Here is a 15,372-nt window from a genome sequence, read left to right as displayed (position 1 = left end):
TTTCTCAGATAGTACATAGCAAACCCCTCAAAAATATATTTTTGAGGGGTTTGCTATTCTTGGATGAGGGTTATGAGACTTTTACTTCGACATACTCCTTAGGACCAACACCAAACTGTTTTTGAAAATTACGAGTAAAGTGAGAAGGCCAATTGAATCCTACCATAGTGGATATTTCATAAATTTTGTAACCGCCGTCTAGTAACAGTTCAGCCGCTCTCTTCAATCTAGTGATATTAATCAATTCATTAGGGGAAAGGTCTGAGACGGCCTTTATTTTTCGATATAATGTTGGACGACTCATATTCATATTGTCAGCAAGCATATCAACGCTTAAGCATGGTTCTGAAATATTCTTTAATATCAACATGTTGAGTTTTTCAAGAAATGCTTGGTCGGATTTGTTAAGAGCGATACTCTGTAGGGGTGCTACCGGAGATTTGTTATAATGTTCCCTTACATGTCTTCTGTTACGCAAGAGGCTATCAATCTGAGCTTGTAAAAAAGAAGGGGAAAAGGGTTTCTCTATGTAGGCATCGGCTCCGTACTTTAACCCTTCAATCTTGGATTGAAGACTTATTTTTGCTGTCAGCATAATAAATGGAATGTGAGAGTAGGTAATATCCTCCTTTAGTTTGGTACAGAGTTCATATCCATCGATATATGGCATCATGATGTCACTTACAATGAGGTCAACAGCGTGTTCGGATAAGTAATCCAACACCTCTTGCCCATTATTGGCTTTAACGATGATATAACTGTCTCCTAAGACTTCGGCAATGAAATCGAGTATATCTTGATGGTCATCGGCTATAAGTATAGTCGAGCGAGATGTGGCGTGATTGTGCATAAGAGATATAAATGGTTTGGGTACACGAATATACCAATATTAATTGTTTTTTGATAGGCTCCTCATCTGCAATTATGAAAACGAACTGAGATGGTGAATTGAAGCGACTTGTTTTTTTAATTGGATTGCTAGGGTTATTTTTTTAACGGACACTTCCTTTACGAAAATCAATCAATTGGCTCTTTGGTTGTTCAATAAACGGAGTTAGCACAGCCTTCAGCAGTGCGATAATTCTTTGAATCATAATGTTACTGTGCGATGGTTATTCTAAAGAGCAAAATAACCAAATATGTTGATATAAACTGTTCAATTGTTTATTAATATGTATCAATTTGTCAAGGGCGAGGGTGGTGCGGCTTTATTGTTTCATTTGAGCCGAGAGTGGTATGCGTGTTGACTTTATTGTCCCTATATATGGGACAAAGGATATATTATGGTCAATAAAGGTTCGGAGGGATAGGGGCAGTGGTGTACGAATTGCCGATGTGGATAATATAGGTCGAATTATATTCTTTACTTTTGCACGGATAAAATTTACGGTATCGCAATGTATAGTTTTAAAAATGATTATTCGGAAGGTGCACACCCTAATATTCTTAAGGCACTGGTAGATAAGAACCTAGAGCAGCAGATAGGATATGGAGAGGACATTTATTGCAGTCTAGCAAAAGATTTGCTGAGACAAAAGATGAATCACTCAGCCGCTGCTGTTTTTTTTGTTTCGGGGGGTACACAGGCGAATCTTTTGGTTATTGCTTCTTTATTAAGAACACATGAAGCAGTCATCAGCGCGAAGACAGGGCATATCTATGCGAATGAAACCGGCGCTATAGAAGCTACCGGACATCGGGTAATCCCTGTTGAAACTAGAGATGGAAAGCTGCTCCCATCGGATATCGAGCTGGTATTGCAGCAGTATGCCATGCGACCTCATGTGGTAAAGCCTAAAATGGTTTATATTTCTAACTCGACCGAGATAGGGACGCTCTATAGAAAAGAAGACTTGGAGCAATTATCTGCTTATTGTAATTCGAGAGAATTATATCTTTTTTTGGATGGAGCTAGATTGGGACATGCTTTGACGGCCGAGGGGAATAATCTGACTTTATCTGACGTCTCTCGGTTAACCGATGTTTTTTACATTGGGGGAACGAAAAATGGAGCTTTAATGGGGGAGGCTATAGTCTTTAATAAACCGGACCTTGCTTCGGAATTTGATTATATCCTAAAGCAGCGGGGAGCGCTGTTGGCTAAAGGAAGGTTATTAGGTATTCAATTTGTTGAACTTTTCAAGGATGATCTCTATTTTTCATTGGCAAGACGGGCTAATGAAATGGCGACGAAAATTGGATCTGCTATCAAAGCAAATGGATATCCGTTTTTGACACCTTCAACAACAAATCAAATTTTTCCGATTTTGCCAAAGGCATATATTGATATTTTAAGCCAAAAGTATGACTTTTTTGTCTGGAAAGTAGTTGATGAGCATCAATCAGCTATTCGACTGATTACATCTTGGGCAACGGAAGAAAGTCAGGTCGATGAATTTATCAAGGACCTGAATAATCTTTAAAAATGATTAAGTGCTAGTGCGGTCTCCGAGTTGTCGGATTGATATCTCTTGGAATATTTGAGCAGGATGTTTTCTAGTACTTTTTCAGTGAGCTGGTGACCTTCTAATGTTGGGAATCCTTCCCAACGGACAATGCCATCTGGATCCACGATTATACAGTGGGGTATGCCTTTTACTTCTAAGTTGTTTTTTAAGACAGCTTTGGTATCTATCGCACTGAAATAGTCAATTTGAATTTGCTTATTGGATTTGACCTTTTCGGCTGTCTCATCAGATATACCAATGATATTAATGCGGTCACCGTATTTTTTGTGCCACTCGTTCAATTCTGGAATCACTGCGCGACAAGGACCGCACCATGTGGCCCAAAAATCAATTAATAGAAATTTCCCTTCGTTTTGCGGGGGGGCTGACAGCCACTCTTCAACATGCAATGTTGGGGCTTTTTCATTGAGTATAGATTTGGCCCATAGCTTCTTTCCGTTATTTGATTCTTGTCCATATGACAGCAGAGATAGCATGCAAAGCATAGTGGAAAACAAACGTACTAGCAGGGTGTTTTTAATCATATCGGTTACGTGCTGATGTGTTATAAAAGTATAAGATATTTATGATAAATGATTTCTATTGGGTCGAAATTATTTATTCCGGTACTTGTCCTAGTAGGAGACGTACCTGTGAGCCCCACCCGCCAATCACTATGTCGTCAATTCCATCTGCATTGACATCTCCAATAGCAATGCCCCAGCTTCTACCCCTAGTTTCTTTTGGAATGACGTCTTTTGTAGCGAATGAAAAGTGACCTGTCCCATCATTTCTTAAGGCCTGAACTTGCATTTCCTCAAAGGGAGGAATCTTGATTGCGCTGAGAATGATATCCATATGCCCATCTTTGTCAAAATCCATAGCTGTGGCAGCATAGGTGGAAAATGAGTGCTGCGGCATTCGAGAGGTGGTCTCATCGATAAAACGGCGATTACCGTGATTGATGAATAATCGTGCGCGAGGGTCTTTGTCATGCGCCCCACCATTGCTAGTTAGGTTTGCAAAAAGCAAATCAAGTCTTCCATCTCCATTTGCATCAAAGGTTATGACTTCACGCGTGTGTAGGGGTACATCATGAGGTAATCCTGCGTTATGCTCTATAAAATTACCGTTTCCGTCGTTGAATAATAGGCGGTTTGGAGGTGCTTCATTGCCTAATACCATGTCGATATGTCCATCACCATCTAAGTCAACCAATTTGACCGATTGGGTTTGGTCAGAAATCTGAGGCAGAGAGGTCATGGTGCGATCTATAAAGTGTCCCGGACGATCAGGATTATTTATCCAGAGGAAATTTTGGGGTTTATCTCCAGAATTACCGATAACAATGTCCGCAAACCCATCTCCATTAACGTCGGCTACATCTAATCCATTTGCTTCACTTTTTCCAAGTAGCCGATCAGATACATCTGTAAAGGTGCCATCCCCACGACCTAGATAGTACTCATGGTTCTGATCATCTTCGGCAACAAAAATCAAATCCAAGTGACCGTCGTGGTCGAAATCAGCAGTACGCACATGTTCGGTATCATGATTTTTCTCGGCAAAAGCGCCTTTCTTCCATGTAAAGATTCCTTTGCCATCATTGAGGTACAGCCTATTGGGTTGTGACTCTAATGCTAGCACCATGTCTAAATCACCATCACCATCCACATCGAGAAGTACAACATCTAATGCATGGGTTTTGGCGTCTTGGGGAAGATGACTGGATGTGACGTCTTTGAAATACGTATTCTGTGCAAAGAGGTCTTGGGAAAAGCAAATGGTTACCAAAATATAGACCGAACCTAGTGACTGTTTGAAATAAGTGTTCATAGATTTTTTGAGTTGGTAAATGTTAATATACACATAATTATCGTTTTGTGGAGAAGAAATATTGGAAAGTGTAGAACGTACTTTAATTCTGTTGATATAGTACGTACCGTGCAAAGGTGTTTAAACGGTCAAAGGATCCCGTAATCAATAAAAACTTGCTAAATTTGTGAAAATGACAAATCGTATGCTAATCATTGACTCTCCATCCCATAATGCCTTTTTCAATATTGCTTCGGAGGAGTACTTGTTGTACAAATATCCAAAGGCTGATATCTTTCTTCTTTATATCAATGCTCCTTCTATAATCGTTGGTAAATTTCAAAATACGCTTGCTGAAATCAATCTAGATTACGTAAACCAACAAAATATTAAAGTGGTGAGGAGAATGTCGGGAGGAGGTGCTGTATACCACGATATGGGGAATCTGAATTTTTCGTTCCACACATTATTGGAATCTAATGATTTTATGGATTTTTCTACATTTACTCAGCCCGTTGTAAACGTGTTGAACAGTATGGACGTACCTGCTAAATTGGAAGGTAGGAACGATTTACTGGTAGCGGGTAAAAAATTTAGTGGCAATGCTAAGTTTGCAAAAAATGGGAAGATGGTTCAACATGGTACTATATTATTTGACTCGGAAATGCAGGTATTGGTGGATGCATTGCAGGTCAACCCGTTAAAATTTGTCGATAAGGCTGTCAAATCTAATAGAGCAAGAGTGACAAATCTTATTGAATACCTACCCGAGAATACAACAATAACGATACTAAAAAGGAGATTAATTGCTGAAATCTTAAAAAATAACGTGGACGCTCAGATATATGAGTTCAATGAGGAAGATATTCAGAGCATTGAAAAGTTGGTGAAGGAAAAGTATGAAACATGGGACTGGAACTTTGGCACTTCTCCCCATTATAATTTCAAAAAGGCTGTCAAAATACCGGCTGGATTTATAGAAATACATCTGGACGTGGATAAAGGCTTCATCCGTAAGGCAAAAATATTTGGAGACTTCTTTGCATCTCTGCCCATAGAAGATTTGGAACAGGTATTGATTGGTCAGAAACATAGTCTTGAGCGTATTGCACAACTATTCGATAGGATAGATTTAACGGCATATTTTGGGAAAGTCAATCAAGATGAAATCCTTGATTTATTTAAGTAATTCTATGGCCTTGCGCTGGATTGGATTTGTTGGTGTTGATTTATCAGATATCGACCAATAATTTCTTAAGAGAATATCTAGCCGCGTTAGAAGATGCTTATGTTCGTTTTCCCTTGATGTAGGCATATATTGCTGTAGCATGGCCATGTCCTATGTTAAAATCGTTTTTGAGCCAATTGATAATTTCTGTGGGTTTGATTCCTTTTACTATTTCTCCTTTGCTGACAAAACCTTTTTGTTCGGCAAGTTTTTCAAAATCAGTAGGAGATTTTCCTGTTTTCTCTTGGACGTTGTCCAGATATGCTTGAAAAGACATAATTCTTTGTTTTGCGTTCGTTTATAATGTTGTGTACAAAGTATCCGCAATGAGCTTTTTAATCGTTAGGGAGCTGTCCTAGCGGCTTGTTGACAGGTTCCGAAAAAAGTGGATTATCTGTTACCGTAAATGTAAGGAACGCTTTGATTTATAAAGATATTTTTTTTTTAAATCTGGGTATAATACAAAAACGAATGCTAGTGTATGGTTTAGGTAGATTTGCTTTTTGATAAGGAAATGTAACGGTTTAAGGATTTGGCTTTTATGTTTATTTTGTTAGATTAGTGATTATTAGCCAATTATTAACCTCTTTTTATGTTTAGGATACTGATTTTTATTGCTTTTTTGCTCGTGGGTGGAAAAGGCATTTATGGACAGCAGCTTGCGCGATCGGCGAATCGACAAAATTTTACTAGTATAGATTCGGTAAAGGATAGGCCTATTCTCAAATGGAAATTCCAAACGGAAGGGAAAATATTCTCCTCTCCTGTAGTGTTTGGAGATATGGTGCTGATTGGCTCATGTGACAGTAACTTATATGCACTCGATAAAATCGACGCAAAGTTGCTTTGGAAATTTAAAACTAATGGTGAAGTACGATCGTCAGTCGCGATTGCCTCCAATCGAGTATTTTTCCTTTCTAGCGATGGGATTTTCTATGCACTGGATGCTGATTCTGGACTGCTGCAATGGGAATTTAAGACGGAGGGTGAAAAATTCTACGATACCTGGGATTACTATCAATCGTCTCCGGCAATACAAGGTGGAATGATTTATTTTGGTTGTGGAGATGGACATATATATGCATTGGATGTGCAGACCGGTGCGTTGAAATGGAAGTTTAAAACAGGGGGAATAGTACATGCATCACCTACATTGACAGAAGATGCTGTACTGATTGGAAGCTTTGATGGTGTTTTTTATTGCTTAGAAACCAATGGTCAATTGCGTTGGAAATTCAATACAATAGGGCAACATTACTTTCCTCTCGGGGAGATTCAATTTCATGCTACCGTCTCAGACAGCACAGTATACTTTGGATCTAGAGATTTTAATCTGTATGCATTAAAGATTAAGGATGGTGGAGGGCATTGGGTGGATCATCAACATGGAAGCTGGCCTAGTGTGCCGAGTCTTGGGGGGAAGCAATTGATTGCTACCATGTCAGACTCTTACAGTGTGTTGGTCATGGATAAAGATTACGGAGGGATGATTTATGAGCCCAACGTTCCTATAAATGTTTTTAGTAGTGCTTCCATATCTGGTAAGTGCGCCTATTTTGGAGCTCTTAATGGAGTAGTATATAAACTAGATCTTGCGACTGGGGGAATTAGCTCCATTTTTCAAACAGATGCTGGAAAAATAAACAGCGCGCAATTCTTTGATCGGACAGGTAAGCTAAAATCGGATTTGGATAGAACGTACAACTACGATGTCAATCTGCTATTTGCGGATTATTTGAAAATGGGGAGTATTTTTTCGACGATTTGGATTGAGGGAAGAACGCTTTACTTCGGTTCGGCAGATGGTGCGGTGTATGCGTTGGAGTAATTTCAGTGAATGGATAATATGAAATGCTGATGGATCAAAACTGAATTAAGGGGGACTGTAATATCCCCCTTGATTCCTTACATATCGCGCTCGACATCTTTATCGCCGCGTCCAGATACATTGACGATAGCCAACGAATTTTTATTTTTAAGTAGTTTGATTGCTAAAGCTACAGCGTGAGCACTTTCTATGGCTGTGGTGATGCCTTCAAGTTTTGACAATAGTTTGTATGCTGATACAGCTTCTTGATCTGTGACAGGATAATATTTGGCTCTATTTGAATCTTTGAGGAAAGCATGCTGGGGAGATATACCGGGATAATCTAATCCTGCTGCTATCGATTTAGATGGGATAGGATTCCCTTCGGCATCTACAAGGCAATAGGATTTAGTTCCTTGGAATACAGTGGGCTTTCCGAATGTGAGGGTAGCTGCGGTGTTTGGGTACTGCCCGTCACCACCACCCTCGGCACCATGAATTTCGACCTCAGTATCATCTAAGAAGGCTGAAAAAAGGCCAATTGCATTGGATCCCCCACCGACGGATGCAAAAATGCTGTCTGGTAATCGATTTTCAAAATCCAAAATCTGTTGCCTGGCTTCTTGACCTATTACTGATTGAAAATAACCTACCATTTTGGGGTAGGGGTGGGGCCCGACATGTGAACCAAGTAAGTAAAATGAATCTGGATTTTCGATGTAATAGCCCAATGCTGCATCGACTGCATCTTTAAGTGTGCGACTTCCCAACTCTGTGGGGATAACCTCAGCACCTAATAGGTGCATACGACGTACATTGAGCGCTTGACGCTCTACGTCTATTGCACCCATGAATACTTTGCAGGGTATGCCAAGTAATGCGGCGGCGGTCGCGGTGGCGACGCCGTGTTGTCCAGCTCCAGTCTCGGCGATGATCTCCTTTGCTCCCATCTTTTTAGCGAGTAGTATCTGACCGATGCAATTGTTTATTTTATGTGAACCTGTATGATTAAGATCTTCTCGTTTCAAGTAGATTTTGGAGCCGACATACTCACTTAAATTCTTAGCATAAAACAGGGCAGATGGTCGTCCCACATAATTCTTTAGAAGTTGAACAAACTCGGTTTTGAATTCGTCTGTGTCAGCTTGTTTATCAAAGAAATCAGATAGCTGCTGCAGTTGTTTTTCTAGGACGGGTGGAATATATGCTCCCCCATATTCTCCATAAGTGCCTTGATGCACCAGCATCTTTGGATTAGGTTTTACTTCTATCATGTTGGTATTGTTGATTATCGTTTTTTTTTTTGTTGAGCACTAAATATATTACTTTTTTGCCAAATACTAGTTTAAAATATGTCTAGGCTAGTCCTTAGGAAATATTACATAAAAATTTCCGATCTATAGGCTATCCTTATTGATGAAGTTATTCATTCGTATTTCACATCAAAAAATACATTTATCAAAAAATGAAATTGTGTGTCTATGTTGAGGAAACTGATGTGGATGGGATTATGTCTTCTTGGAAGATTGGTCATAAATTTGAATTGATTTTTTTACATGCATACATGTATTTATTATTAATTTAGTGATTCTAGCAGAGTAATTGATAGAAGAATTCAGCAATATGCAAGTATGAAAAAAGAAAGTGATAGACCCGAATTTTGGGAGACAGCCTTTATTGAGAAGAAGGAAATGTGGGGATTAGAGCCTGCCAAATCAGCGATATTGGCTAGGGATATGTTTGCGCAAAAGTCACTGAGGAATATTTTAATTCCCGGAATTGGTTACGGACGTAATGCGCGAGTATTTATAGAAAGCGGAATGTCCGTAACCGGAATAGAGATTTCAAATACCGCTATAGAAATGGCCAAAAAGTATTATGATTCAGAAATCGTAATTCACCATGGGTCTGTAAATGACATGCCTTTTGATGAAAGGGAATATGATGGTATATTTTGCTATGCTTTGATTCATCTGTTGGATAGCAGAGAAAGGGAAAAGGTAATTCGTGATTGCTATAATCAGCTTCGTATTGGAGGTTATATGATTTTCACGGCCATATCCAAGGCGGCACATAGCTATGGACAGGGTAAGTTTGTTAGTAAAGACCGCTATGAAATATTTGATGGCGTAAATATGTTTTTCTACGATAAGGACTCCATAGAGGCAGAGTTTGGTGGTGCTGGATTATTTGACATTATAGACATTCAGGAAAGCCAGCCATTCTTTATGATAAAATGCCGAAAAGAGAACGTTTGATTATGGAGCAGGAGCTGTCATGGTGGAGGGAGTGCTGATCGTTATCTAGGTGAAAAAAAACGGATATGGATGCAAATGGTAACCTGATTATTAAAAGATGTTAAGTGAGATTAATTATGGAACTTGGAAATGAAGGAGATAAGTCGAAACGATTAAGCGTTAGATTGTTAGGGGTGTTGTATGTGCTGGTGTTATTTTGTTTGGTTATTAGCTTTCCTTCGGAAAATGATCAGTTTGTAGTTCCTATTTATTATTTAATAATAATGCTGGTACTGCAATCGAGCTTTATGCTGTACTACAAAACTAAGCTGCGGTCGGCGGCGGGGATTATTCTAATATTGGTATTGGCCTTGCTTATAATCTTTGGACTATTTTTTTATTACATAACCGGATTGGCCGCTGCTTTTAAGAATTGATATTATGAATATTCTGAATAAGGTATATTGTATATTGATTATCGTGACATCAATCTTATCGGTAGTCGCTATCCGCAATGTAGGTCAAAAGGTTAATTATAGCACGCATTGTTTTACGGCTGTACCTATCAAAGTCAGAGAACTATATTTGAAGGATCGTCGGAGTGAAGATTTTGGAAATTTTGAGTATCCGAGTGCTGAGTACTTTGCATGGAAGTTATTTTATCCATCTGTGGATAATAATTTCATAAACTATCCGGATTCTCTCTATATAAATTATTTCTCCTATGTCGACACCTCTTTTTATCGTGCTGTGCTGCCTATTGCAGACTTTGAACCGGAAGTTTGGAAAGATTACAAGAAATTAAAGCAATACAATACCTTCAGTGTCGGCATAGCTAATGATGGGTGGGTGATGCTATGGTGTACAAATGATGTCTTGGGTACAAAGCTGCTTTTAAGAACGCAAATTAAGGCAAGTGAACCGAATAAAGGAGATTTATTTTACATCAAGCAGTACGACAAAGCGGGATACATCGGGGAAATGTTTAAAAGCCTGAGTGATAGTATTCGGACGAATATAGCAAACCAATACTATTTAACGGATTATAAAGATAGCGTAGCGTACGAACTTCTATAAACATGCCCTCATAAAGGGGTGTTTCAAAAATGGGACATCGACTTATTTTGACTTGAAGGATTGTAACTATTCTATCTGTTATTGTGTTGACTGATTAATGCCATGATAGTGGATAAGCATAGTGGGGTTAGATAAGAAAGTATAGATAGCTTTGTACGTTGGTACGTCTAGCTGATAGCGTTCGGCTTCTCTTACAACATAACCTGTAAGGGACTCCACTTCAGTATTTCCTTTATTACTGATGAAATCTGAATGCATGGATGTCGTATTGGTGGGCGGGGCGTCACGAAGGATGTCTATTGATTTCTGCTGTATATCTTTCGGGAGTTTGATATTTTTCAATTCAGCTAGTTGACAAATCTCGGAAAGGAGACTTGTGTAGATTTTTCTATATTCGAGGTTGTTTATAATCTCTCCAAAAGATTTGTTGACATATGAAGTGGCGGTAGCAGCTGCAGAGATAAAAATAAATTTAAGCCAAACGGCGTTCCAGATATTGGAGGTTAACAGAGCGCTAATACCGGCTTCTGAAAATAATGTATGTAAATAATCTAAGCGGGCATCCTGCTCATCTTGGAGTCCAAAAGTAATCGTTTTGAACGTAGAGAAACAGGCTATTTGTCCAGGGGCTGTAAGTCTTGTGATAATGTTTGCGCACCCTTCAGCAACTAGATTGAACGGAAATATTTTTTGGATATGATACTTGCTATCCACACCATTTAACAAGGGCAGGAAAACAGTGGTCTCATCTACACAGGGGGATAGCATTTTGACGGTGTTCTCTAAGTCGTAGCTTTTGGTACATAAAATGATATAGTGTACCTTTTTAAGATGATTAATAGTTTCTGATGCGGATGCAGGTCGAGTGGTAAATGTCAATTCTCCATCTTGGATTCGAATGCCATCTCTTTTGATTGCATCTAAGTTGGTCCCACGAGCTAAAAAATGAATTTTAATTTGCGGGCTTTCTTCGAACCGCTTGGCGAGTAAGCCACCGAAGAATCCTCCAATGCCCCCAATTCCGACTATAAGAATATCTATCATACCGATTTTGCTTATTGGTGTACTTAAAAATATGCTAATGCCCAAATTTACATAATTAAATGCTAGGAATATTGTCCAATACTTGATATCTAAGCGCTGTAATTTGCTTGTGCTAACTAGGACGTTATTTAGGAAAATGGTTGGTATGGAATAGTTTGGTAGTACTGCGAGTACCCTTTGATGGAAGAGTGAGTTTACAGAAATGTAAAATAAATAATAAAGTCTATTGATTTAGTAGATTTTATTGTATGTTTGTGTTTATATACTAATTAGTACTATTATTTGTGTTGGGAATTTTCCTGTTATTGGAATCCAGGCACCTCACTAAAGCGAATTAATAATGAATGTAATACTTATTTTTACTTAAGAACATGAAAACACAAACCTTTACCACCCTTCTTCCGTTATTAGACCTTCATGTATTACGAATGCATTGCTCCATGCGCATGTGTTAGTATACTGATCCACCTCCATATTTATAAGTAATAATTTAGAGATACCCTAAGGGTGTCATGGAGTTTTATACCCAAAAAAAGGGAAGTATACGATACTTCCCTCAATGGTCTCATATCAACAACAAGTGTCCAATTGGCGTTGTGGCTTGTTATTGAAATTTTATATTAAAACCACTCAAAAATATGAAAAATATTACTAGAAACCGTGTTTTTAGTACACTTCTTTGTATGGTCTTCTTGTATGGAACCCATACGTTGGCTCAAGCCCAGTCGACTCCTTTAATAAATGCTTCGATTGCGGGAAAAGTAATCGATTCGCTTACACGCAGCCCAATTGCTGGGGCTACGGTGCGGCTCGAAGCCGTAACTCATCAAGTACAGACGGACGAATTGGGGAACTTTAAGCTTGTAACTGGGCAAAAGCTTCCCGCTACTGTGATTGTCACTGTCGTGGGATATACCAAACGAACTGTCGTTATTAGATCATCGCCAACGGTCATTGTACTGTCGCAAAATCAAGATTTTCTTGACGAGGTTGTGGTCGTAGGTTACGCTCAAAAGCGTCGCTCTTCAGAAACAGGTGCAATCACCGAAGTGAAGGGTAAGGCATTGGAGTATCAGGGGGGTGTCAGTCTTAGTGAGAAAATACAGGGACTAGCCCCAGGTCTACAAATTGCATCTGCTTCGGGAGTAGAAGGAGGGTCAGCATTAGTCAGGCTGCGTGGAGCAACGTCAATTAATGCTAATAATGATCCTTTGTATATTATCGATGGTGTGTTCATCAATAGTCGGTCGCTTCAGAATGTAAATGCAGGTGGACAAAATATAAATCCACTGGCCGATATCAACCCTGCGGATATCGAATCAATCGAAATCTTTAAAGATGCAAATGCGACAGCAATGTATGGTTCGCGAGGAGCCAATGGCGTTATAATTGTTACGACTAAGAGAGGTAAACGCAATGCGGCAACACGTATAAATATTAATTCTGTCATTGGTAAAGCGGTGACGCCTAAGGTCTGGAATTTAGTAACTGGACCGGAGCATGCTTCGATCCTCAACCAACAGTGGGTAAACGACGGTAAGAGCTACGAAAGCAGACCCTATCGACCAGCAAGTGAGGGTGGTGCCGGCAATCCAGAGGATCAAGGTACATACGACAGGCTGAGTTTGATTTTTCGCGACCCAGTACAGACTACCCACAATTTATCAATAGCGGGGGGAGGAGAGAAAACCTCGTTCTTTCTAAGTGGAGAATTTACCAAACAACCCTCTATTTTAAAATTGCAGGATTTTAATCGTCTTTCATTCCGGACGAACCTCGACCATCAGATTAGTTCGGCATTTTCCATAGGAACCAGTATTGCATATAGTAGTACCGAACGTGAGACTGTGCCGACAGGTGATACGGGGGGAATCACAAATACGGGGTTACACACACCTACATTAACGCCTCTATTTAATTCAGATGGAACTTTTAACAGAGGAGAGCGATTTAATAATCCGTATGTATTACTCGAAAATAGCAATAGCCATGCTTATGGCAAACATTTAATTGGAAACGTATTTGCTAAATGGAATATCCTTAAGAATTTGAGTTTCAAGTCTTCTTTTAGTTTGGATGACAATTCTTATAATGAGGTCATTTATTACAACGCGAATCTTAATCAAGGTTTAGCAACCAACGGAAGTGGCCGTGATGTGCTTTCGACAGAAACTACTTGGGTGGCAGAGCAATTGCTTAATTATATTCCTTTGTCCAATCAAGAGCATTTTCTTTCTATTTTCCTTGGTAATACTTTGCAACGTGGCTTTATCAGTAGAGCCTCTTTAACTGGTACCAATTATCCCAGTACACAGTTTACGACTATCTCTTCTGCGGCAGTGACTACCGCTTCTGCGACAGGTAGGCTCTATAACGGGTTAATCTCCTATTTTGGAGGTGTCAATTATACTTTTAGAGATAGATATAGTCTGGATGCTAATGTTCGGACGGATGCTTCGTCACGTTTTGGCGCTAATAATCGATGGGCAACATTCCCTTCTATAGGTGCTGCGTGGAATATCGCGAAGGAGAGTTTTGTGCGTCAAAATTTAGAATTTGTGAATACACTACAATTGAAGGGAAGTATCGGATGGACCGGAAATCAAGGTATTCCTGATTTCTCTTCGCAGTTGCTTTGGACTGGAGGTAATAATTACCTTGATAAACCTGGTGTGGCACCGACACAATTGGGTAATGAAAACCTAAAATGGGAGACAACGAGGCAATGGAATGTGGGATTGGAAACATCCTTGTTGAACCGGCGATTAAGCTTAAATATAGATCTGTATAATAAGTATACGCGCGATTTGCTTTTAGAGGTTCCTACTCCAGCAAAGACTGGTTTTAGTTCTTCGTATCAAAATTTTGGAGAGATTAGTAACAAAGGTTTTGAGATTGAATTGAAGACGTTAAATATTACAAATGATAATTTTCAATGGAACACGACTTTTAATATTTCTCACAATAAAAATAAAGTTGAAAAACTATCTAAATCATTTACGCAATATAACAGGGATTGGGTGCGGATTGAGGAAGGCTACCCATTATACTCTTTCTGGTTGTACAAGCAATTGTATGTCGATTCACAAACGGGCAACGCCGTTTATGATGACTCACGGACAGGTGATGGAAAGATCACTGTTGATGATCGTCAGATAGTTGGCAATGCTTGGCCATCCATCTATGGAAGTCTGACCAATCAACTGAGCTATAAGAATTTTTCATTTGCATTTAATCTTTATTTCTCGCAGGGTAATAAGGTGTTCAACATGAATCGATATTTTCAGGAACATGCAGGGAGTAGGGGTACCTCTTGGTCCATGTTGTCCAGTATGCTTCGCAGTTGGCAAGAACCGGGAGACGTGACGGATATTCCGCGTATCACGACTTTGCAAAATGCAGACGGAAGCTATAATCACAATTATGAAAGTAGCCGATTTCTGGAAGATGCTTCTTTTATCCGATTGAAGTATATCAATATCGGATATACGTTCCCAACGGCACTGCTTGGAAAACAGCATGTGATTAAAAAACTGGGTCTCTATTTCAATGCGACAAACCTCTTGACATTTACGGGTTACAGTGGGCCAGATCCAGAGGTAAATGTGGCGCAAAGCCAGGCGGGGGCAACAGTGCAGGGGTTAGATTTTTCTATGCCTCCACATGCACGGGTCTATCAGTTTGGGGTTAACTTGACTTTGTAATCAACAGTTTCTT

12 protein-coding genes are annotated in these 15,372 nt (G+C 39.4%); 6 read left to right on the top strand and 6 right to left on the bottom strand.

Features of this window, described 5'->3' with window-relative positions; genetic code table 11:
- Window positions 1–70: 70 nt before the first annotated feature.
- Window positions 71–850, bottom strand: coding sequence for a response regulator transcription factor (locus OQ289_RS16610; RefSeq protein WP_270087969.1), 780 nt, complete (start codon window positions 848–850; stop codon window positions 71–73).
- 547 nt (window positions 851–1,397) lie between these two features.
- On the opposite strand from OQ289_RS16610, the gene OQ289_RS16605 reads away from it, so the two are divergent.
- Window positions 1,398–2,423 (top strand): threonine aldolase family protein, encoded by a 1,026-nt coding sequence (locus tag OQ289_RS16605; protein WP_270087968.1) that lies wholly within the window; start codon window positions 1,398–1,400, stop codon window positions 2,421–2,423.
- Here OQ289_RS16605 and OQ289_RS16600 read toward each other — a convergent pair.
- The gene (locus OQ289_RS16600) at window positions 2,420–2,992 is read right to left on the bottom strand and encodes a TlpA family protein disulfide reductase (RefSeq protein WP_270087967.1); all 573 of its coding nucleotides are present in this window, start codon (window positions 2,990–2,992) and stop codon (window positions 2,420–2,422) included. The genes OQ289_RS16605 and OQ289_RS16600 overlap by 4 nt on opposite strands.
- A 73-nt stretch (window positions 2,993–3,065) precedes the next feature.
- Window positions 3,066–4,283 carry an FG-GAP repeat domain-containing protein gene (locus tag OQ289_RS16595; RefSeq protein ID WP_270087966.1) on the bottom strand — a complete coding sequence of 406 codons (1,218 nt, stop codon included), beginning with the start codon at window positions 4,281–4,283 and terminating at the stop codon, window positions 3,066–3,068.
- A 172-nt stretch (window positions 4,284–4,455) separates the two neighbouring features.
- On the opposite strand from OQ289_RS16595, the gene OQ289_RS16590 reads away from it, so the two are divergent.
- Window positions 4,456–5,451 (top strand): lipoate--protein ligase, encoded by a 996-nt coding sequence (locus tag OQ289_RS16590; protein WP_270087965.1) that lies wholly within the window; start codon window positions 4,456–4,458, stop codon window positions 5,449–5,451.
- A gap of 97 nt (window positions 5,452–5,548) precedes the next feature.
- Here OQ289_RS16590 and OQ289_RS16585 read toward each other — a convergent pair whose 3' ends face one another.
- Window positions 5,549–5,767 carry a DUF4287 domain-containing protein gene (locus OQ289_RS16585; RefSeq protein ID WP_270087964.1) on the bottom strand — a complete coding sequence of 73 codons (219 nt, stop codon included), beginning with the start codon at window positions 5,765–5,767 and terminating at the stop codon, window positions 5,549–5,551.
- A gap of 315 nt (window positions 5,768–6,082) precedes the next feature.
- Here OQ289_RS16585 and OQ289_RS16580 point away from each other — a divergent pair, with 315 nt between their 5' ends.
- Window positions 6,083–7,318, top strand: coding sequence for a PQQ-like beta-propeller repeat protein (locus OQ289_RS16580; protein WP_270087963.1), 1,236 nt, complete (start codon window positions 6,083–6,085; stop codon window positions 7,316–7,318).
- Window positions 7,319–7,395: 77 nt separating this feature from the next.
- Here the strand turns inward: OQ289_RS16580 and trpB are convergent, their stop codons facing one another.
- Window positions 7,396–8,571, bottom strand: a complete 1,176-nt coding sequence (gene trpB / locus OQ289_RS16575; protein WP_270087962.1) for a tryptophan synthase subunit beta — start codon at window positions 8,569–8,571, stop codon at window positions 7,396–7,398.
- Between the two features lie 357 nt (window positions 8,572–8,928).
- On the opposite strand from trpB, the gene OQ289_RS16570 reads away from it, so the two are divergent.
- Together OQ289_RS16570 and OQ289_RS16565 are read left to right on the top strand one after the other, a co-directional pair.
- Window positions 8,929–9,555 carry a class I SAM-dependent methyltransferase gene (locus OQ289_RS16570; protein ID WP_270087961.1) on the top strand — a complete coding sequence of 209 codons (627 nt, stop codon included), beginning with the start codon at window positions 8,929–8,931 and terminating at the stop codon, window positions 9,553–9,555.
- 420 nt (window positions 9,556–9,975) lie between these two features.
- Window positions 9,976–10,611: a DUF2931 family protein gene (locus OQ289_RS16565; protein WP_270087960.1), complete on the top strand. Its 636-nt coding sequence runs from the start codon at window positions 9,976–9,978 to the stop codon at window positions 10,609–10,611.
- A 78-nt stretch (window positions 10,612–10,689) separates the two neighbouring features.
- Here the strand turns inward: OQ289_RS16565 and OQ289_RS16560 are convergent, their stop codons facing one another.
- Window positions 10,690–11,655 (bottom strand): ketopantoate reductase family protein, encoded by a 966-nt coding sequence (locus tag OQ289_RS16560; protein WP_270087959.1) that lies wholly within the window; start codon window positions 11,653–11,655, stop codon window positions 10,690–10,692.
- Window positions 11,656–12,293: 638 nt separating this feature from the next.
- On the opposite strand from OQ289_RS16560, the gene OQ289_RS16555 reads away from it, so the two are divergent.
- Entirely contained in the window at window positions 12,294–15,359 is a 3,066-nt protein-coding gene (locus tag OQ289_RS16555; protein WP_270087958.1) for a SusC/RagA family TonB-linked outer membrane protein, read from the top strand.
- The last annotated feature ends 13 nt before the right edge of the window (window positions 15,360–15,372 follow it).

This window comes from Sphingobacterium sp. SYP-B4668, from assembly GCF_027627455.1.
In the GTDB taxonomy this organism is placed as follows: domain Bacteria; phylum Bacteroidota; class Bacteroidia; order Sphingobacteriales; family Sphingobacteriaceae; genus Sphingobacterium.
Note: the sequence above shows the minus strand (reverse complement) of the source record. Positions and strands in the feature narration are given on the sequence as shown.